This window comes from Phycicoccus elongatus Lp2, from assembly GCF_000367525.1.
GTDB lineage: Bacteria > Actinomycetota > Actinomycetes > Actinomycetales > Dermatophilaceae > Phycicoccus_A > Phycicoccus_A elongatus.
Genome location: NZ_HF570956.1, coordinates 222,315 through 242,300, shown reverse-complemented (window position 1 = coordinate 242,300; position 19,986 = coordinate 222,315). Strand labels below are relative to the sequence as shown.

Annotated in this window: 20 protein-coding genes; 6 read left to right on the top strand and 14 right to left on the bottom strand. The window is 68.3% G+C overall.

Annotated elements, in window-relative coordinates; translation table 11 throughout:
* Positions 1-167: 167 nt before the first annotated feature.
* From rplM to glmM, 3 genes are all read left to right on the top strand, one after another.
* Positions 168-611, top strand: coding sequence for a 50S ribosomal protein L13 (rplM, locus tag BN10_RS01205; protein WP_010849316.1), 444 nt, complete (start codon positions 168-170; stop codon positions 609-611).
* Positions 611-1,120 (top strand): 30S ribosomal protein S9, encoded by a 510-nt coding sequence (gene rpsI / locus BN10_RS01200; RefSeq protein ID WP_010849315.1) that lies wholly within the window; start codon positions 611-613, stop codon positions 1,118-1,120. Before rplM ends, rpsI begins: the two co-directional genes overlap by 1 nt.
* Before the next feature lie 146 nt (positions 1,121-1,266).
* Positions 1,267-2,613, top strand: a complete 1,347-nt coding sequence (glmM, locus tag BN10_RS01195; protein ID WP_010849314.1) for a phosphoglucosamine mutase — start codon at positions 1,267-1,269, stop codon at positions 2,611-2,613.
* 136 nt (positions 2,614-2,749) lie between these two features.
* Here glmM and BN10_RS01190 read toward each other — a convergent pair whose 3' ends face one another.
* From BN10_RS01190 to BN10_RS01150, 9 genes are all read right to left on the bottom strand, one after another.
* Positions 2,750-3,640 carry an amino acid ABC transporter ATP-binding protein gene (locus BN10_RS01190; RefSeq protein ID WP_010849313.1) on the bottom strand — a complete coding sequence of 297 codons (891 nt, stop codon included), beginning with the start codon at positions 3,638-3,640 and terminating at the stop codon, positions 2,750-2,752.
* A gap of 1 nt (position 3,641) precedes the next feature.
* Positions 3,642-4,466 carry an amino acid ABC transporter permease gene (locus BN10_RS01185; RefSeq protein ID WP_010849312.1) on the bottom strand — a complete coding sequence of 275 codons (825 nt, stop codon included), beginning with the start codon at positions 4,464-4,466 and terminating at the stop codon, positions 3,642-3,644.
* Positions 4,467-4,583: 117 nt separating this feature from the next.
* The gene (locus BN10_RS01180; protein ID WP_010849311.1) at positions 4,584-5,435 is read right to left on the bottom strand and encodes a transporter substrate-binding domain-containing protein; all 852 of its coding nucleotides are present in this window, start codon (positions 5,433-5,435) and stop codon (positions 4,584-4,586) included.
* 135 nt (positions 5,436-5,570) lie between these two features.
* Positions 5,571-6,941, bottom strand: coding sequence for a GH1 family beta-glucosidase (locus BN10_RS01175; RefSeq protein ID WP_010849309.1), 1,371 nt, complete (start codon positions 6,939-6,941; stop codon positions 5,571-5,573).
* 3 nt (positions 6,942-6,944) lie between these two features.
* Positions 6,945-7,757, bottom strand: a complete 813-nt coding sequence (locus BN10_RS01170; protein WP_040752181.1) for an MOSC domain-containing protein — start codon at positions 7,755-7,757, stop codon at positions 6,945-6,947.
* 19 nt (positions 7,758-7,776) lie between these two features.
* On the bottom strand, positions 7,777-8,355 hold the full coding sequence (locus tag BN10_RS01165; RefSeq protein ID WP_051369766.1) for a carbonic anhydrase: 579 nt from the start codon (positions 8,353-8,355) through the stop codon (positions 7,777-7,779).
* A gap of 101 nt (positions 8,356-8,456) precedes the next feature.
* The gene (locus tag BN10_RS01160; RefSeq protein WP_010849306.1) at positions 8,457-8,960 is read right to left on the bottom strand and encodes a beta-class carbonic anhydrase; all 504 of its coding nucleotides are present in this window, start codon (positions 8,958-8,960) and stop codon (positions 8,457-8,459) included.
* Entirely contained in the window at positions 8,957-10,687 is a 1,731-nt protein-coding gene (locus tag BN10_RS01155; RefSeq protein ID WP_010849305.1) for a fumarate hydratase, read from the bottom strand. The genes BN10_RS01160 and BN10_RS01155 overlap by 4 nt, the downstream gene beginning before the upstream one ends.
* A 5-nt stretch (positions 10,688-10,692) precedes the next feature.
* Entirely contained in the window at positions 10,693-11,634 is a 942-nt protein-coding gene (locus BN10_RS01150; protein WP_010849304.1) for a carbohydrate kinase family protein, read from the bottom strand.
* Positions 11,635-11,736: 102 nt separating this feature from the next.
* Between BN10_RS01150 and BN10_RS01145 the strand changes: the two genes are divergently transcribed.
* Positions 11,737-12,318, top strand: coding sequence for a DUF4245 domain-containing protein (locus BN10_RS01145; RefSeq protein ID WP_010849302.1), 582 nt, complete (start codon positions 11,737-11,739; stop codon positions 12,316-12,318).
* Here the strand turns inward: BN10_RS01145 and BN10_RS01140 are convergent.
* The 4 genes from BN10_RS01140 to aqpZ form a co-directional block, all read right to left on the bottom strand.
* Positions 12,308-12,535: an exodeoxyribonuclease VII small subunit gene (locus tag BN10_RS01140; protein ID WP_010849301.1), complete on the bottom strand. Its 228-nt coding sequence runs from the start codon at positions 12,533-12,535 to the stop codon at positions 12,308-12,310. The genes BN10_RS01145 and BN10_RS01140 overlap by 11 nt on opposite strands.
* A gap of 10 nt (positions 12,536-12,545) precedes the next feature.
* Positions 12,546-13,778: an exodeoxyribonuclease VII large subunit gene (gene xseA, locus BN10_RS01135; RefSeq protein WP_010849300.1), complete on the bottom strand. Its 1,233-nt coding sequence runs from the start codon at positions 13,776-13,778 to the stop codon at positions 12,546-12,548.
* A 9-nt stretch (positions 13,779-13,787) separates the two neighbouring features.
* Positions 13,788-16,169, bottom strand: coding sequence for an ATP-binding cassette domain-containing protein (locus tag BN10_RS01130; protein WP_010849299.1), 2,382 nt, complete (start codon positions 16,167-16,169; stop codon positions 13,788-13,790).
* Positions 16,170-16,282: 113 nt separating this feature from the next.
* Complete coding sequence (aqpZ, locus tag BN10_RS01125; protein ID WP_010849298.1) at positions 16,283-17,080, bottom strand: aquaporin Z; 798 nt, start codon at positions 17,078-17,080, stop codon at positions 16,283-16,285.
* Between the two features lie 61 nt (positions 17,081-17,141).
* On the opposite strand from aqpZ, the gene BN10_RS01120 reads away from it, so the two are divergent.
* Both BN10_RS01120 and BN10_RS01115 read left to right on the top strand, forming a co-directional pair.
* Positions 17,142-18,158 carry a 4-hydroxy-3-methylbut-2-enyl diphosphate reductase gene (locus BN10_RS01120; RefSeq protein WP_010849297.1) on the top strand — a complete coding sequence of 339 codons (1,017 nt, stop codon included), beginning with the start codon at positions 17,142-17,144 and terminating at the stop codon, positions 18,156-18,158.
* A gap of 87 nt (positions 18,159-18,245) precedes the next feature.
* Positions 18,246-18,812 carry an NADPH-dependent FMN reductase gene (locus BN10_RS01115; RefSeq protein ID WP_010849296.1) on the top strand — a complete coding sequence of 189 codons (567 nt, stop codon included), beginning with the start codon at positions 18,246-18,248 and terminating at the stop codon, positions 18,810-18,812.
* Here the strand turns inward: BN10_RS01115 and BN10_RS01110 are convergent.
* A complete protein-coding gene (locus BN10_RS01110) occupies positions 18,797-19,984 on the bottom strand; it encodes a DNA recombination protein RmuC (RefSeq protein ID WP_040750544.1) in 1,188 nt (395 codons plus the stop codon). The two genes, BN10_RS01115 and BN10_RS01110, sit on opposite strands and share 16 nt — an antisense overlap.
* Between the last annotated feature and the right edge of the window lie 2 nt (positions 19,985-19,986).

The following is a 19,986-nucleotide window of genomic DNA, read 5'->3' as shown; positions in this document are numbered from 1 at the left end:
ATCTGCGCAGGTCAGGACGGGTTTCGGGGGGAGCTGTCGGCGATTTGGGGGCTGGTCCGCGCCTCCCTAGACTTGAGAGGTTGTGTCGTGCGCACTGGCGAGGGTGAGCGAACCCCTCGCGGGAGCACACGGCATACGTCTCATCCGATCAACGCAAGGAAACTTTCGTGCGTACCTTCACCCCGAAGGCGAGTGACGCCACGCGTCAGTGGCATGTCATCGACGCCACCGATGTCGTGCTCGGTCGCCTCGCCAGCCAGGCTGCCACGCTGCTGCGCGGCAAGCACAAGCCGACCTTCGCCCCGCACGTCGACATGGGCGACTTCGTCATCATCATCAACGCCGAGAAGGTCGCCCTCACCGGCGCCAAGGCGGAGCAGAAGAAGGCCTACCGCCACTCCGGCTTCCCGGGTGGTCTCAAGAGCCGCTCCTACGTCGAGATGCTCGACCAGTTCCCGGAGAAGGCCGTCGAGAAGGCCATCCGCGGGATGATCCCCAAGACGACCCTCGGTCGCCAGCAGATGACCAAGCTCAAGGTCTACCGCGGCGCCGAGCACCCCCACGCCGCCCAGCAGCCCAAGCCCTTCGAGATCACCCAGGTGGCCCAGTGATGAGCGACGTGACCAACGACTTCGAGGTCGGCACCGACGCCGACGACAACGAGATCTCCTCGTACTCGACCGAGACCGACGCCAGCGTCGCCGCTGAGCCGGCCCGCCGTCCGTCTGCGTCCGCGCCCGGTGGCGCGACCGGTCGCCGCAAGCAGGCCGTGGCCCGTGTCCGCATCGTGCCGGGCACCGGCGAGTGGACGATCAACGGCCGCACCCTGGAGAACTACTTCCCCAACAAGGTGCACCAGCAGATCGTCGGCGAGCCGCTCAAGGTGCTCGAGCTCGACGGCGCCTACGACGTCCTCGTGCGCGTCCACGGTGGTGGCCCTTCCGGCCAGGCCGGTGCCGTCCGTCTCGGCGTCGCCCGCTCGCTCAACGGGGTCGACGAGGAGCTGAACCGTCCGGCGCTGAAGAAGGCCGGCTTCCTCACCCGTGACGCCCGCGTGCCCGAGCGCAAGAAGGCCGGTCTCAAGAAGGCCCGCAAGGCTCCCCAGTACAGCAAGCGCTGATCCCACCCTGTGCGTCCGCGCGATTCGTGCCCATGGCGACGGATCAGGCGCACGCAAGGGAATGCCGAAGGCGGCACCCACCTCGTGGGTGCCGCCTTCGCGCGTTCACGGTAGGTTCGTCGGCGGTCCCCCAGAAAGGTCCTTTCATGTCACGACTCTTCGGCACCGATGGTGTGCGCGGCCTGGCCAATGTCGACATCACGGCAGAGCTGGCCCTCAACTTGGCGACGGCGGCCGCGCACGTCCTGGGGCGTGATGCGCGGGCGGCGGGGCGCAAGCCCAAGGCCGTGGTCGGTCGCGATCCTCGTGCCTCCGGAGAGTTCCTGTCGGCGGCGGTCGTGGCGGGTCTGGCGTCCGCTGGCGTGGACGTGCACAACGTCGGCGTTCTGCCGACCCCAGCAGTGGCCTTCCTGACCGCGGACATGGATGCTCACTTCGGGGTCATGCTGTCGGCCTCGCACAATGCGATGCCCGACAACGGCATCAAGTTCTTCGCGGCGGGCGGGCACAAACTCCCGGATGCGGTCGAGGACGAGATCGCCGCACAGATGCACGCCACCTGGGAGCGGCCGATCGGTGCCGAGGTCGGCCGCGTGCACGAGAACCGAGCCGGTCAGGCCCGCTACGTCGCCCACCTGCTGGCCTCCCTGCCCAACCGGCTCGACAACCTCACCGTCGTGCTGGACTGCGCCCACGGAGCAGCGAGCGAGGTGTCGCCCGAGGTCTTCCGCCTGGCCGGGGCCGACGTCTTCGAGATCGGCGCCTCGCCGGACGGACTGAACATCAACGACGGCTACGGCTCGACACACCTGGACCGACTCAAGGCCGCCGTCCGCGACCGCGGTGCCGATCTGGGAATCGCCCATGACGGGGACGCCGACCGCTGCCTGGCCGTCGACGCCGACGGTGAGGAGATCGACGGCGACCAGATCATGGGGATCCTTGCCCTGGCCCTCAAAGAGCGAGGGGCGCTTGCCCAGGACACCCTTGTGGCGACGGTCATGAGCAATCTCGGTCTCCTCCAGGCCATGCAGCGAGAGGGCATCGAGGTCAGGCAGACAGGGGTCGGCGACCGATACGTGCTCGAGGCAATGCGCGCGGGCAAGTTCTCGCTCGGCGGTGAGCAGTCGGGACACGTCATCATGCTCGACCACGGCACGACCGGTGATGGGGTCCTCACCGGCCTCATGCTCGCCGCCCGGATGGCCCAGACCCGCCGGTCGATCGCCGACCTCGGCACCGTCATGACCCGCCTCCCGCAGGTGCTCGTCAACGTCAAGGGCGTCGACAAGGCCCGCGTGGAGACCGACCCTGTACTTCAGGAGGCGATCGCCGCCGAGGAGTCCGCGCTCGCCGGCTCCGGTCGCGTGCTGCTCCGCAAGTCCGGCACCGAGCCGCTCGTGCGCGTCATGGTCGAGGCGGCCACCGCTGAGCAGGCGCAGGATGTCGCCCAGCGCCTCGTGGCCGTCGTCAAGGACCGCCTGACCCTCTGAGAACCCAGCTTCTGCGTGACGCAGAAATTGTCTTCACGCACGGTAATTACCGGTCGTCAACCCACCTTCTGCGTGACGCAGAAGCTGGGTTGGGGTCAGCGCTGGGTGTCAGGGGTGTCAGGGGTGTCAGGGGTGCTCAGGTGCTGCGGCCGATCTGGCCCGGCTGACCCGGCGAGAGCGTGGAGATGTCCCCGTCGCCGTCGGCCTCGGGCTCGCTCTGGTGCCGCTCGGCATACGCCTCGTCCTCGCCACCGATCTGGCCGACGCTCGTGGGATTGAGCACGCGGTCGAGAAAGGCGCGGGTCCGCTGGTGCTGCGGGTTTCCGATGACCTCGTCCGGGTGCCCCTCCTCGACGATGTAGCCACCGTCCATGAAGATCACCCGGTCCGCGACATCGCGCGCGAAGGCCATCTCGTGGGTGACGACGAACATCGTCATGCCCTCCGAGGCGAGCTTGCGCATGACCGACAGCACATCACCGACGAGCTCGGGATCCAGGGCCGACGTCGGCTCGTCGAAGAGCATCAGTTTGGGCTCCATCGACAGCGCCCGCGCAATCGCCACGCGCTGCTGCTGGCCGCCGGAGAGCTGACCGGGGAAGGCCGCCTCCTTGTCGAGGAGCCCGACCCGCTCGAGGTTGCTGCGAGCGCGCTTCTCGGCCTCGGCCTTGTTGCTCTTGCGCACCGTCACCTGCGCGATGGTGCAGTTGTCGAGCACCGACAGGTGCGGGAAGAGGTTGAACTGCTGGAACACCATGCCCATGTCGGCGCGGACCTTGTCGATGTCGCAGTCGGGGTCGGTGACCTCGACCCCGTCGACGACGACCTTGCCCGAGGTGGGCTGCTCGAGCAGGTTGAGGCAGCGCAGGAAGGTGGACTTGCCCGAGCCGGACGGCCCGATGACACAGACGACCTCGCCGCGGTGGATCGACGTCGTGATGCCCTTGAGCACTTCGTTCTGGCCGAAGGCCTTCTTCAGGTCATCGACCGTGATGACGACCTCGCGGGAGACCTGGTGGGTCGCCATGTCAGCGCTCCTTCTTCTGGCGGGCTTCCATGCGCCGCACGACCATGGACAGGGGCAGGGTGATGAGCAGGTAGCAGAAGCCGGCGATCACCAGCGGGGTCAGGTTGGCATTCGTGTTGGCGATCGCGCGACCGTACTTGGTGAGTTCGAAGCCTTGCGCGGACAGGCCCAGGATGTAGACCAGGGAGGAGTCCTTGACGAGCAGGATCAGTTCGTTGGTCAGCGGTGGGGTGATGATCCGGAAGGCCTGCGGGAGCACGATCTTGCGCGTCGCGGTACCGGTCGGCATCCCGAGCGAACGCGCCGCCTCGACCTGGCCCTTGGGCACGGCCTGGATGCCGGCGCGAATCGTCTCGGCCATGTATGCCGCACCCACCAGTCCCAGCGCGATCCAGACGGTGCCGTACGGGTCGAACGGGATGACCAGGCCGTTGAAGGCCAGTGGCAGCAGACCGAAGGCGATGAAGACGACGATGGCGGGCAGGCCACGGAAGAACTCGATGTAGGTCGTGGCGATCCAGCGGTAGGGACCGACCGACGACAGGCGCATCAGAGCCAGCATCGTGCCCAGCACCAAGCCGAAGACGAAGGCGCCCAGGGTGTAGACGATGGTGTTCTTGAAGGCATTGGGCAGGCCCTGGGTGAGGGTCTCGTGGATCATGTCCCCGCGGAAGAAGACCGACTGGATCTGGGACCAGTTGGCCATCGAGATCGCGAGGATCGTGACGATTCCCAGCACGGCATACTGCGCCCATCGCATCCGCTGGGCTCGTTTGCGCGGTGACAGTCGGGGCTTGCTGCTCGGATCGGCCGTCACGGTGCTCATGAGGACTCCTGCTCGTCGCCGGTCAACGCCGGGTCATTCGGGTCGTGCGAAATGCGCCGGGGCGGCGGCACGGACTGAACCGTACCGCCGCCCTCGGCGAGTGAAAAGGCTTTCGCGTCACTTGGGAGCGTCGACGCCGAACCACTTCTTGTAGATGTCGTTGTAGCTGCCGTCGGCCTTCGACGCCGTGAGCACCTCGTTGGTCACCTTCGCGAGGGCGGTGCCATTGGCGTCGTCCTTCTTGAACATGAAGCCGTACTGCTCACCGGTGTTGAATTCCTTGGTCACCTCGGTGGTGGGGTTGTCCTTGGCGTAGTCGAAGACGACACCGTTGTCGTTGATGGCGGCGTCGACCCGGCCGGAGAGCACGCCGGCGAGCTGCGTGGGCAGGTCGTCGAAGACGACGACCTCGTAGCCGTTGGCGTCCTTGTTCTTCTCGGTGTAGTCGGCCCCGGTGGTGTCGGTCTGGACGCCGATCTTCTTGCCCTTGAGGCCGGAGAGGTCGGTGATGCCCGAGTCCTTCTTGACCAGCAGCGCCTGCGTGGCGTCGAAGTACGGGTCGGAGAAGAGAATGGCCTGCTTGCGCTTGTCGTTGATCGTGGTCGCCGCAGCGCCGGCGTCGCACTTCTTGGCGGCGAAGACGGCGCCCGAGGTGATCTGCGCGAAGTCGATGTCGACGATCTCCTGCGTCGCGCCGAGCTTCTTGGCCACCAGGTCCATCACGTCGACGTCGAAGCCGACGACCTTGCCGCTGTCGTCCTTGAACTGGAACGGCTTGTAGGACAGGTGGGTGCAGACCTGGAGCACGCCCGACTTGAGCAGGGTGGGGGCGCCGTCAGCAGCGGCGCTGGAGCCCGAGCCCGAGCTCGAGCTCGAGCCGCTGTCGGAGGAACCGCACGCGGCAAGCGCGAGAGCGGAAAGGGCGGCAGCAGCCGTCATGGCGACGCGCCGGCGAGAGGTGAAGGACACCGGGTAACTCCTTTTCAGTGATGGTGGGGCAACGGTCGCACCGCACCGAGCCGTAGGCAATCACATCTGCGTCACGAAGCCCGTCGAAGTCCCAAATCGTGACCAACCGGTGACAGGACCGGGATGTCGGGCCGGTCAGGACCGCCCGTGGTGGGCGGCGATAATCCGGGCGTACTCGTGCCCTGAGTCCTTGATCGTCCGCACCTGGCTGTCGTAGTCGACGTGGACGATCCCGAAGCGCTTGTCGTAGCCGAAGGCCCACTCGAAGTTGTCCATCAGCGACCAGGCGAAGTAGCCCCGGATGTCGGCACCCTCGTCGATCGCCTCCCGGACCGCTTGGAGATGGGAGTGGAGGTATGCCGTGCGCTCCGGGTCGTGGACCGCGCCGTCCGCGCTCACGGTGTCGGCCCAGGCCGAGCCGTTCTCGGTGATGTAGACCGGCAGGCCGCTCTCCTGTGCCGACCGCAGCAGGATCTGGCGGTGGGCGTCCGGGTTCTGCTCCCAGCCCATGTCGGTGAGCGCGCCCTGCGGAGCCACGGCCTCGACGCCTTCGCAGCCGGCGAGCCGCGTCGGGTTCGCCCCCGGGTCGCCGGCCCGCACCCGGGTCGGGAAGTAGTTGTTGACGCCGAGGTTGTCCAAGGGGGCGCTGATGGTGGCCAGGTCACCGTCGTGGATGAACGAGCCGTCGGTCAGGTGGGCGACGTCCTCGAGCATCGAGTTCGGGTATTCGCCGTGGAAGAGCGGCGAATAGAAGACGCCGTTGTAGTTGTTGTCGGCGCGACGCACGGCATCGAGGTCGGCCGCTGTCGGGTCCTCCGGTCCGAGGACCTGTGTGGGGTTGAGGGTGATCGAGACCTCGGCGCCCGGGCAGAGGTCGCGGATGATGGGCACGGCCGTGCCATGGGCGAGCATCAGATGGTGCGCCGCGAGGAGTCCCTCCAGTTCGTCCGCGTGGCCGGGCGCGTGGTGCGCCAGCGAGTAGGACAGGAAGGACGAGCACCAGGGTTCGTTGAGCGTGGTCCAGTTGCGGACGCGGTCACCGAGTCGACCGACCACGGCCGCGGCATACTCCCCGAACCACGGTGCCGAGTCACGGCTCAACCAGCCTCCGCGGTCGTCGAGCACTTGCGGCAGGTCCCAGTGGTAAAGCGTGACGAAGGGGCGAATCCCGTTGTCCAGCAACTGATCGACGAGGCGATCGTAGAAGTCGATCCCTTCCGCGTTCACGGCCCCGACGCCGTCGGGGATGACCCGTGGCCACGCCACCGAGAAGCGATAGGCGTCGAGCCCGAGCGCCTTCATCATCACGACGTCCTGTGGCATTCGGTGGTAGTGCTCGCACGCCGGGTCCCCGGTGTCCTTGTTCGCGACATTGCCCTCGATCGCGGCGAAGGTGTCCCAGATGGAGGCCGATCGACCCCCCTCCGTCGTCGCACCCTCGATCTGGAAGGAGGCGGTCGCCGCGCCCCAGAGGAATCCGTCGGGGAAGGTGGTGTCGAAGGCCATGCCTCACGCTATCGAGACGAGGTCACCCACCGCGAGCGTTGTGGTCTGGTCATCGGCCAACTCCGGAATGAGGTGGATGCAGAACCACGTCTTCCCCTCCCACGTGCGGTGTCGTGACAGCGTGCGAATCGGCTCGGGACCGGTCCTCAGGGTCTGCGGATCGAGCAGGGTCATCGAGCACCGGTCGACGCCCGTGGCGACGCGAAAGATGGTTTCCCCGAGCGTCACCCGCGTCCACTGCTCCTCCGCGAAGGGATCGAGGTCGCCGTCGATGACGACATTCGGCCGGAACCTGTCGATCGGCAGGTCGCCGGCTCCCAGCCGCTGCAGTTCCCGCAGCGAGGCCAGACTCGCGAGGGTCACCGGATAGCCGTCGGCGTATGCCGTGGTGTCCCCTTCCTGGGAGAACTCCGGGTGGAGACGGCGTTGGTTGGGGTCGCTGCACGCCACGAGGGTGACGTCGTCCCGACCCAGGGTCGACCGGACCAGGGCCTGTGCAGCGTCGGCTGCGATGAGGCCGGGTGCCGCTGGTCTGCGGTGCACAGTCACGGCGACGGTTGCCGCGTCGGCGGCGGGACGGCATACCTCCACGACGTCGCCAACGCGCGAGGTGAGCCGAAGGCCGTTGTCCGGCAACGGTTCTGCCGTGAGCGTGAAGAGGGCTCGATCGGTCCTGGCCGTGACGCACTCGCCGTCACCGTCCACGACCATCCAGGCGCGGTCGCCGACGAGGCCGGAGCGTCTGACCCCCGAGGCGGTCAGATGCCTGATGGCTCCGCTCTTGAGTGGATGGATGCGCAGCGAGTCGACGTGCATGCCCATCATCGCAGGCCCGTCATCGGTCGTCGAGTGGTGTCTGGCCCACGTCGCCGACGACATGGGTGAGGCGGGCTTCGCCCTCGGTGAGCGCATACTGCACGCCCACGATCGCGAGCCGGCCCTGCGCGATACGGCGACTGATGAGCACCGAGCGTTCGGCGAGCAGGCCGACGGTCTGCCCGATGTGCTCGTGTTCCACCTCGTCGACCGTGGGATCGGGGTGGCGGCGCCGGGCGGCGACGAGGGAGGGCGTGACGCGTTCGACGATGTCGCGCAGGAAGCCCGGCGGCATCACCCCCGAGCGGGCGGCTGCCATGGTCGCCCCGACCGCCCCGCAGGAGTCGTGACCGAGGACGACGACGAGCGGGATGCCCAGCTCGGCGATCCCGAACTCGATCGACCCGAGGACGCTGACATCGACGACGTGCCCGGCTGTCCGCGCGACGAAGAGATCACCCAGACCCTGGTCGAAGATGATCTCGGCGCCGACACGACTGTCCGCGCATCCGAAGAGCACCGCGAAGGGGCTCTGCTTGTGCGCCAGCCGCTGACGGATCGTGGTGTCCCGGTGGGGACGGTCCCGCGCATCGGCCATGAAGCGAGCGTTGCCTGCGCGCAGGACGGCCCAGGCCTGCCCCGGTGTCGTCGGTCGCGTGCCGGGTTGCGGCCGTTGGCGGTCCACCCCCACGTGCGGCGTCAGTCGATCGTGGCGAGCAGGCCGGTGTCGACGTCGTAGACGAAGCCCCCGACGTCGGCGCGACCGCTGATGAGGGGGTGTGACCGGACCGCGGCGACGTCCTGACGCAGGGCTTGGTGCTGGTCCCGCACGACGTGGAAGCCCTGCCACGCCGCGCTGGTGCCGGCCGAGGCCGAGATCCGGTCGCGGAGCTCCTGCTCAGTGCTCGACGCCATGGCACACCGGGTGTGCGGGACGATGAGGATCCGGTCGACGTTGAGCAGGTGCACGGCCAGGACGAGCGCCTCGAGCGCATTGCCGGTGACGCGCCCCCCGGGGTTGCGGAAGATCTTGGCGTCGCCCGGCTTGAGGCCGAGCATCCCCAAGGGGTCGATCCGGCTGTCCATGCAGGTCACGACCGCGACGCCGGCGTGGGCAATGCCGTCGAACCCGAGGATGTCGTTGGTCGCTGCGTACTCGCGGTTGGCCGCGAGCAGGTCGTCAAAGGGGGTCATCGTCGTCATGATTTCAGTCCTGGTCTGGTCGAGATGGTCATCGCCATCGGTTGGGTCACGGAGGCAAAGAAATCCTCGCCCTTGTCGTCGACGACGATGAAGGCGGGGAAGTCCTCGACCTCGATCCGCCAGATCGCCTCCATGCCGAGCTCGGGGTACTCCAGGACGTCGACTGCCTTGATGCAGTCCTGCGCCAGGCGTGCGGCCGGCCCGCCGATCGAGCCGAGGTAGAACCCTCCGTGCGCCTTGCACGCGTCCGTCACCGCCTTGCTTCGATTGCCCTTGGCCAGCATGACCATCGAGCCACCGGCGGCCTGGAACTGGTCGACATAGGAGTCCATCCGACCGGCCGTCGTCGGCCCGAACGAGCCGGACGGCATCCCCTCAGGGGTCTTGGCCGGCCCGGCGTAGTAGACCGGATGGTCCTTGAGGTATGCCGGCATCTCCTCACCCGCGTCGAGGCGCTCCTTGATCTTGGCGTGGGCGATGTCGCGGGCCACGACGAGCGGACCGGTCAGCGACAGGCGGGTCTTGACCGGGTGCTTGCTGAGCTCGGCGAGGATCTCGGCCATCGGTCGGTTGAGGTCGATCGGCACGACGGCCCCCTGACCGGTCGACGAGGCCCCGACCGCCTCCTCGTGGCCCTCCACGAGAGTGGCATCGGTCTGCTCGGGCAGGAAGTGACCGGGCTCGAACTCGAGCTGCTCGATGAAGACGCCCTCGGGAGTGATCTTGGCCAGGCACTGGCGGTCGGCGCTGCACGAGACGGCGATGGCGACCGGCAGGGATGCGCCGTGACGTGGGAGCCGGATGACGCGCACGTCGTGGCAGAAGTACTTGCCGCCGAACTGTGCGCCGATGCCGAACTGGCGCGTCAACTCCAGGACCTTCTCCTCCATCTCACGGTCGCGGAAGCCGTGCCCGGTGGCCGGGTCACCGTGGTCGGGGAGGGCATCGAGATACTTCGTGCTCGCGTATTTGGCTGTCTTGAGCGCGAATTCGGCACTCGTTCCACCTATCACGATGGCCAGGTGGTAGGGCGGGCAGGCCGCCGTGCCGAGGCTGCGCAACTTCTCGTCGAGGAAGCGGATCATGGCATCGGGGTTCAGGATCGCCTTGGTCTCCTGGTAGAGGTAACTCTTGTTGGCGCTCCCGCCACCCTTGGCCATGAAGAGGAACTTGTAGGCGGTCTCATGGCCTGGCGCGGTGTCGGCGTAGAGCTCGACCTGGGCGGGGAGGTTGTTGCCGGTGTTCTTCTCCTCCCACATGGTCACCGGCGCCATCTGGCTGTAGCGCAGGTTGAGCCTGGTGTAGGCGTCGTGGACACCCCGGGACAGGGCGGCCTCGTCGTCGCCCTCGGTCAGCACGTGCTGACCGCGTTTGCCCATGACGATGGCCGTGCCGGTGTCCTGACACATCGGCAGGATGCCGCCGGCGGAGATGTTGACGTTCTTGAGCAGGTCCAGGGCGACGAACTTGTCGTTGTTGCTGGCCTCGGGGTCCTCAAGGATCGTGCGCAACTGCGCGAGGTGACCCGGACGCAGGTAGTGGGCGATGTCGTGCATGGCGGTCTCCGCGAGCAGCCGCAGTGCCTCGGGGGCGACGGACAGGAAGGTCCGCCCGTCCGGTCCCTCGACGGTCGCGACCCCCTCGGTGGTGAGCAGCCGCCACGGCGTCTCGTCGGCCCCATTGCTGCCGGCGCCGGGGAGAAGATCCTCGTAGGCAAAGTCTGGCATCGAGCTCAACCTCTTTCGGTGTGCAGTTCCTCGCGGGTCGGGGAGTAGGCCCCGGCCCTGGTGACCGTGACGCCGCTGGTGGCCAGGGCGCGGTCCACGGCGTCAGTGACCTGGTCCACGCCGGCGGCAGCCAGTGCCTCGCGTGTGTCGGGTGAACCGAGCAGGCCGGCGTCGAGCAGTCCCGAGACCAGGCCGGCCATGAACGAGTCACCAGCACCGACCGTGTCGACAACGGCGGCGTTGTCGGTGACCTGCGCGGCATACCTGATCACCTCGCCGGTGGCGGGCACGCGGAAGGCAACGCCCTCGGGTCCCAGGGTCACGAGCACCAAGGCGGCGCCGAGTGCATGCCAGTCGTCGAGCACGTCGTCGAGCCGGCGGCCGGGGTAGAGCCACGCGATGTCGTCCTCGCTCGCCTTGACGACATCGGAGAGCGCGATGATCCCCTCCATGACGGGTTTGACCGACTCCGGCTCGCCCATGATCGAGGGACGGGCGTTGGGGTCGTAGGAGATGGTGGCGCGATCGCGCGCCTCCCGCAGCGTGGTGAGGACCCGCGCGGCTCCGGGTGCCTGGGTCGCTGCGATCGAGCCGGTGTGCACGTGGCCGACGTCGCTGCGGATCGGCACGGGCGCCAGGTTCCAGTGGAGGTCGAAGCGGTAGGTCGCGGCGCCGCTGTCGTCGATGGTGGCGTCGGCGACCGACGTCGGCTCGGCCGTTCGGCTCGACGGGAGGGTGACCACGCCGCGGGTCTGCATATGATCCAGGCAGGCGTTGCCGTGGTCGTCCGTGCCGACGGTCGTCGCGAAGTCGGTGGGATGCCCCAGGCGCGCAAGCCCGGTCGCCACATTGGCGGGGGAACCACCCACGTGCTCGGTCACCGATCCGTCCGCGGTCCGGACCACGTCGATGAGCACCTCACCGACCACGAGCACACGCGTGTCCATCTGTTTCGCCTCCGAGGTTGCACCGCTGGCACTCCCGACTCTAGTGGTGGGTGGTCGGGGGCCGATTGGGTGACCAGCGCCATTGTCGGCGACGATGGGGGAGTGAGCACCCCGCAGACCACTGAGTCGACGCCACCGACGGCGCCGCGCAGCCGATACTCGATGGGATCGGCCTCCAACCTGGTGCGCTCGCTGATCGTGATCCTCGGCTTCATGGCCGTGATCATCTTCATGGTGCCCCGGGTCAACTCCCTGTCGGGCCCGCCGGTCGACATCCCCGCGCGAGCGGCCGAGGTGGCCACCCAGAGCGGCTGGCCCATCTCGATCGCTGCCGGGCTCCCCACCGGCTGGCAGCCCACCAGCGCGCGCTACGTGCGCACGGGGGACGGGGCGATGACCTGGCTCGCGGGCTACCAGGCGCCGTCAGGCAACTACGTGTCGGTCGAGCAGACCAAGGACGCGACCTCGCTGTGGATCGAGACCGAGATCAACCGGGCCGTCGCCAAGGGCACCGTCGACGTGGCGGGCCGCACGTGGGCGAAGTACGAGCGACCCTCCAAGGTGCAGAACTCCCTGGTGCACACGCCCGAGACGACCGGCGAACTGACCACCCTGGTCACCGGCACGGGCACCTTCGAGGAGTTGGAGGTGCTCATCGAGCACCTCACCGTCGTCACGCCTTGAGCTTGGCCTCGGCCGCGTCGAGCCAGCCCTCGCAGTGGGCGGCGAGCACCTCGCCACGTGCCCAGAGGGTCATCGACTCCTCCAGACCGACCTGGCCGGACTCCAGGGTGGCGACGATCGAGGTCAACTCGTCACGCGCCGCTTCATAGGAGAGGTCGGCGACATCGGCATTGGGGTCCTCGACCTCCGCCGGGGGTGCGCTCTTGTCCTTGGCCACGTCGACCACCCTATGACGCACCCCCGACGGTGCGAACCCCGAAGTCGCCGTGGGCCACGCTCACGCGCAGGAGTTCACCGCCGTCGAGTTGCTCGGGGTCACGCACGATCGTGCCGTCGACCTGCTGGACGAGCGCATAGCCCCGATCGAGTGTGGCGAGGGGGGACAGGGCCCGGCCATGGCGACAGAGCCCGGCGATCGCGTCGTGTTCGCGGTGCACGCGGGCCTCGAGGCGCCGGTGGGCCCGCTGCCGCAGGGCGCCCACGACCTCTCGTTGTCCGCGCACGTAGGCCGCAGGGTCGGCGAGCACCGGCCGCGTCCTGAGTTGGACGAGGCGCTCGCGCTCGCGTTGCAGCCGTGCCCCCAGCGTGCGACGCAGTCGGTCCTTGGCGGCCAGCACCGCGGCATACTCGGCCTGCGCGTCGGGGACGACGAGAGCCGCGGCGTCGGTCGGGGTGGACGCGCGGCGGTCGGCGACCAGGTCGAGCAGGGGGCGGTCGATGTCGTGGCCGATCGCGGACACCACCGGGGTGGTGGCGGCGGCGACGGCGCGCAGGAGGGCCTCGTTGCTGAAGGGCAGGAGGTCCTCGAGGCTCCCGCCACCGCGCGCGATGACGATGACGTCGACCTCGGCGAGGCGATCGAGCTCGGCGAGCGCCGCCATCACCTCGGTGACCGCGGTCGGTCCTTGGACGGCGACCTGGCGAATCTCGAAGACAACAGCGGGCCACCGTCGGCGGGCGTTCTCGACGACGTCATTCTCGGCGGCGCCCGCTCTCCCGGTGACCACGCCGATCCGTCGCGGAAGGAAGGGCAGCGCCCGTTTGCGGTCGCGATCGAAGAGGCCCTCGGCGGCGAGAGTCCGACCCAGTTGGTCGAGGCGGGCGAGGAGGTCACCGACACCGACCGGGCGGATCTGCCGGGCATCGAGCTGCAGGCTGCCGCTGCGCTCCCAGAACACCGGTTTGACCTGGGTGACGACCCGGGCGCCGGGGGAGAGCGGCGGCATCGCGTCGAGGGTGGTCGTGCGCACCGACACCGAGAAGGACATGTCGACGTCGGTGTCCCGCAGGGTGAGGTATGCCGTGCCCGCGCCCGGTCGGCGGTTGAGCTGGACGACCTGCCCCTCGATCCAACAGGTCGACATCTTGTCGACATACTCGCCGATCTTGGCCGACAACAGCCGCACCGGCCACGGCTGCTCGGCCGAGGTGTCGGCAGCGCGCTCGGGCAGCGGGGTCACGCGCTCATGCTACGAATCGCCACCGACGTAGGCCGCCAGGTGCGTGCCGGTGAGGGTCTTGGTCGCGGCGGCCACCAGGTCCGCGGGGGTGCCCTCGAAGACGACCGTGCCGCCGTCGTGACCAGCGCCGGGACCCATGTCGATGATCCAGTCGGCGTGCGCCATGACGGCCTGGTGGTGCTCGATGACGATGACCGACCTGCCGCTGTCCACGAGCCGATCGAGCATGGCCAGAAGGTTCTCCACATCTGCCAGGTGCAGGCCGGTCGTGGGCTCGTCGAGGACGTAGACATCTCCCTTGTCACCCATCTGGGCGGCCAGCTTGAGGCGTTGGCGCTCGCCGCCGGAGAGCGTGGTGAGGGGTTGGCCCAGCCGCAGGTAGCCCAGGCCCACGTCCTGCATGCGTTCGAGGATCTTGGCCGCAGCGGGAGTCCTGGCCGGGCCGTCGGCGAAGAAGGCCAGCGCCTCGGCGACCGGGAGGTCGAGGACCTCGGCAATGTTCTTGCCGCCGAAGGTGTAGGTGAGCACGGAGGCCGCGAACCTTTTGCCCTCGCACTCGTCGCAGGTCGTGGCCACGCCGGCCATCATCGCCAGGTCGGTGTAGATGACGCCGGCGCCATTGCAGACCGGGCAGGCGCCCTCGGAGTTGGCGCTGAAGAGCGCTGGCTTGACCGAGTTCTCTTTGGCGAAGGCCTTGCGGATCGGCTCGAGGAGGCCGGTGTAGGTCGCCGGGTTGGATCGTCGGGACCCTTTGATCGCGCCCTGGTCGATGACGACGACCTCGTCGCGCGGGGCGACCGAACCATTGATGAGGGAGGACTTGCCGGATCCGGCGACCCCGGTCAGCACGGTGAGGACGCCGAGCGGGATGTCGACGTCGACGTCCTTGAGGTTGTTCTCGGTGGCGCCGCGCACCTCGAGGTGACCCCGCGGCATACGGACGGAGGGTTTGAGACTGGCGCGGTCGTCGAGGTGGCGACCCGTGAGCGTCCCGGAGGCGCGCAGGCCGGCGATGTCACCCTCGAAGACGATTTCGCCGCCGCCGGTCCCGGCGAGGGGGCCGAGGTCGACGATGTGATCGGCGATGGCGATCGCCTCGGGCTTGTGCTCGACGACGAGCACCGTGTTGCCCTTGTCGCGCAGCTGGACCAGCAGGGTGTTCATCCGGTCGATGTCGTGCGGGTGCAGCCCGATCGTCGGCTCGTCGAAGACATAGGTGACATCGGTCAGGGCCGAGCCGAGGTGGCGGATCATCTTGGTGCGTTGGGCCTCACCGCCGGAGAGGGTGCCGGACGAGCGGTCGAGGGAGAGGTAACCCAGGCCGATCGCGACGAAGGAGTCGAGTGTCTCCTGCAGGCCCTTGAGCAGCGGTGCGACGCTCGGGTCGTCGAGGTCGCGGACCCATTGCGTCAGGTCGCTGATCTGCATCTGGCAGGCCTGAGCGATGTTGATGCCCTTGATCTTGCTGGAGCGCGCGGCGTCGTTGAGGCGGGTGCCCTCGCACTCGGGGCAGGTCTGGAAGACGACAGCGCGGTCGACGAAGGCCCGGATGTGGGGCTGCATGGCTTCGCGGTCCTTGGACAGCATCGACTTCTGGATGCGGGGGATGAGGCCCTCGTAGGTGACATTGATGTTGTCGACCTTGATCTTGGTCGGCTCCTTGTAGAGGAGCGCGGCCAACTCGCGCTTGGTGTAGTCCTTGATCGCCTTGTCGGGGTCGACGAAGCCGCTGCCCATGTAGATTCGGCCATACCACCCGTCCATCGAATAGCCCGGGATCGTGAGGGCACCCTCGCGCAGGGACAAGGTGTCGTCGTAGAGAGCGCCCAGGTCGAAGTCGGAGACCTTGCCGACGCCCTCGCACCGCGCACACATGCCGCCCTGGACGGCGAACTCGCGCCGCTCCTTGACCTCCATGCCGCCCTTGGTGACTGTCACCGCGCCGGCGCCGGAGATCGAGGCGACGTTGAAGGAGAACGCCTTCGAGGTGCCGATGTGCGGCTCGCCGAGCCGGCTGAAGAGGATGCGCAGCATGGCGTTGACATCGGTGACGGTGCCGACCGTGCTGCGGATGTTGGCGCCCATCCGCTCCTGGTCGACGATGATCGCCGTCGTCAGGCCCTCGAGGAGGTCGACGTCGGGCCGGGCCAGGCTCGGCATGAAGCCCTGAACGAAGGTCGAGTAGGTCTCATTGATCATTCGCTGGCTCTCGGCGGCGATCGTGCCGAAGACCAGGCTGGACTTGCCGGAGCCGGAGACACCCGTGAAGACGGTCAGCCGCCGCTTGGGGATCTCGACGCTGACGTCCTTGAGGTTGTTGACGCGCGAGCCCTGCACGCGAATCGTGTCGTGCAGGTCGGCAGGGAGGGTCTTGGTGGGGGCAGCGGCCATGCGGCACAGCCTCTCATCCGCCCCCGACAACTTCTGCGTGACGCGGACGGTTGGTTTGCGTGCGGCGATTTCCGGTCGACCAGACGATGTCCGCGTATCGCAGAAGTTGACCGTCAGGCGTTGCTGTGGTCGGCCGCGTCGCGCTCGGAGATCGAGCCCGAGATGTCGCGGTCGCGACGGTCGACGCCGGTCACCAGGTGGAAGGTTGCGCCAGCGATCGCGGCACCGATGATCGGGGCGAGCCAGAAGAGCCACAACTGGCCGGGGGCACCGTTGCCATTGAAGAACGCGACGGCGGTCGAGCGGGCCGGGTTGACCGAGGTGTTGCTGATCGGGATGGCGATCAGGTGGATCAGGGTCAGGCCCAGGCCGATCGCGAGCGGCGCGAAGCCGGAGGGCGCCCGATCGTGCGTGGCGCCCAGGATGATGTAGAGGAAGAACGCGGTGAGGAGAGCCTCGGCGCAGAGCACGGCCATCAGCGAGTAGCCGCCGGGGGAGTGCTCGCCGTAGCCGTTGGCGGCCATGTTGCCCACCGGGTCGAAGCCCGCCTTGCCGCGGGCGATGCCGTAGAGGGCAGCGCCGGCTGCCAGACCCGCGATCACCTGGGTGATGACGTAGCCGGGCACGTCCTTCCACTCGAAGCGCTTCGCCACCGTCAGGCCGATCGTCACCGCGGGGTTGAAATGAGCCCCCGAGATGTGGCCGACGGCATACGCCATCGTCAGGACGGTGAGACCGAAGGCGAGGGCCACGCCGACGAAGCCGATGCCGAGGTGGATGCTCTGGCCGGCGACGACGTTGGGCGCGACGAAGCCCGCGGCGAACATGGCCGAGCCGCAGCCGCCGAAGACGAGCCAGAAGGTGCCGAGGAACTCGGCGCCGAGGCGTTGGGCGAGGGTAGGTGTCTCCATGGCGCCCAGTGTGACGGGTGTGACGGGAAATGGCGGGGCGCGCCACACGTAGGATTGAGCAATGGCTGAGAACACCAGACGCGTCCTGCTGGCGGCCCCACGTGGGTACTGCGCCGGCGTCGACCGGGCGGTCGTCACGGTCGAGAAGGCCTTGGAGCTCTATGGTCCGCCGGTCTACGTCCGCAAGGAGATCGTCCACAACAAGCACGTCGTCACGACCCTGGAGAAGCGTGGCGCGATCTTCGTCGACGAGACCGACGAGGTGCCCGAGGGTGCCACCGTCATCTTCTCCGCGCATGGCGTGGCGCCCATCGTCCACGAGGAGGCAGCCGCCCGTTCGCTGAAGACGGTCGACGCCACCTGCCCCCTGGTGACCAAGGTGCATCGCGAGGCCGTCCGCTTCGCCGATGCCGACTACGACATCCTGCTCATCGGTCACGAGGGCCACGAGGAGGTCGTCGGCACCTCCGGTGAGGCGCCCGACCACATCACGATCGTCGACGGACCGGCCGATGTCGCCAATGTCGGGGTCCGCGACCCGGAGAAGGTCGTCTGGCTGTCCCAGACCACCCTGTCGGTCGACGAGACGATGGAGACCGTGCGGTTGCTTCGGGAGAAGTTCCCCTCGCTCCAGGATCCGCCGTCCGACGACATCTGCTACGCCACCCAGAACCGTCAACTGGCCGTCAAGCAGATGGCCCGGGAGTGCGACCTGATGATCGTCGTCGGCTCGCGCAACTCCTCCAATTCCGTGCGTCTGGTCGAGGTCGCCCTCGAGCACGGGTCGCGGGCCGGGCACTTGGTCGACTATGCCGCCGAGATCGACGAGGGTTGGCTCGATGGCGTGAGCACCGTTGGTGTGACGTCGGGGGCCTCGGTGCCGGAGATCCTCGTGCGCGAGGTTCTGGAGTTCCTCTCCGACCGTGGCTTCGGTGACGTCCGGCCGGTCGTTGCCGCCGAGGAGTCGCTGATGTTCGCGCTGCCCAACGAGATCCGTCGTGATCTCAAGGCTGCCGGGATGAGCGACAAGATGATCCACGACGCCGCCTCGCTCGCCGATTCAGGGTCGCTGCACTGACCCGGTCGATCGCCTTTCCCTGACCTGGTCGATCCCGACTCCTGACCCCATCGCCTGCGCCCCTGCCCCCATCCCGAAGGACCCCATATGAAGATCGCCGTCGTCGTCGGCAGCACGCGCCCGGGCCGGGTCGGCCTGTCCGTCGCCGAATGGGTGCACGAGCACGCCGCCAAGCGCTCGGATGCCGACTTCGAACTTCTCGACCTCAAGCCCTTCGGGCTCGTTCTTCTCGAAGAGGAGACCGTCCCGGGAGCGGCCAACCGTCACTACGAACGCGCCGAGACGCGCGCCTGGAGCGAGGCGGTCGACCGCTTCGACGGCTTCATCTGGGTGTCGCCCGAGTACAACCACGGCGTGCCCGCCGCCTTGAAGAATGCCTTTGACGTGCTCTACCCGGAGTGGAACCACAAGGCCTTCGGCATCGTGGGATACGGGGCGGACTGTGGCGTGCGAGCGACCGAGCACTGGCGCCAGATCATCGCCAATGCGCGCGGCGTTGTCGTGCGCGCCCAGGTGTCCCTGTCGTCCTTCCACGACTGGACCGACGGGGTCTTCACTCCGGACCAGAGGCGAGTCAAGGAACTGACCACCGTCCTGGACCAGGTGGTCCAGATGACCGAGGTCCTGGCCCCGCTGCGTCAGCCGACTTCCTGAGCCGCACTCCCCGAGTCCGGCGTCAGTCCGAGGTCCAACTCGGGTCGTGCGTCCTGGGCGACGGCGGCGTCGATCAGCTCGGCCGCGGTGAGCACGCGGGGTGTGGCGTCCAGTGGGGCCGTGTCGGGCAGCCGGGTCGACACGATGCCGAGGTCGTTCATCCGTCGGGCCGAGACCAGGACCCGTGATTCCATCGTCCCGACGAAGGCGTTGTACGCCTCGACGCTGCTCGTGAGCGACCGGCCGAGCCTGGCGGTGTGCTCGCCGAGGGTGGAGAGCCGGGCGTAGAGGTCGCGTCCCAGCCGCGACACCTCGGCAGCACTGGCCGTCACGGCATCCTGTTGCCAGGCCAGTGCGGCTGTCCGCAGGAGCGCCAGGAGGGTGGCCGGTCCCACGAGGGCGACTTTGCTGTCGAGGGCCCATTCGTGGAGGGCCGGATCGCGGGCCAGGGCCGCGGCGAGCACGGCATCGCTCGGCACGAAACACACGACGAGCTCGGGGGTGGCCTCGAAGGCCGACCAGTACTCCTTGCGCGCCAGCCCGGCCACGTGGGCCCGGAGCGCCCGCGCGTGATCGGCGAGCAGGTCGTCGCGAGCCTCCTCGTCGAGCCCGTCCGCCTGGGCGTCGAGGAAGGCCATCATCGGTGCCTTCGCGTCGACCACGAGTTGGCGGTGGCCGGGAAGTCGGACCACGACGTCGGGGCGCACCACCGCCCCGTGGATGGTGGTCGTGCTCACCTGCTCCTCGAAGTCGCAGCGCGCGAGCATGCCGGCCAACTCGAGCACCCTGCGCAACTGCACCTCACCCCACGCTCCGCGCACGGTCGAGGAGCGCAGCGACCCGACCAGATTGGCCGTGGTCCGCGACAACTCGCCCGTGCCGCTCTCGACCCGCCGCAGTGCCTGGTGGATCGACCCGAACTGCTCCGCCCGCTCCCGCTCCAGCCCGCTCACTTGGGCCTCCACCCGCCCCAACGTGTCGCGCAGCGGTGCCAGCAGGGCGGCGGCCTCCTGGTCCTGCGCCAACGCGGCCTCCAGGTCATCGACCCGCTCCCGCAGCAGTGCTGCCTCGGTGGTCGCGGCGGCGAGGCGCGCGGCATACCCCACCCGCGCGATGAGAAAGCCGACGAGCCCCGCGCAGGCGGTGAGGACCGCGACGATCGGAATCTCCATGC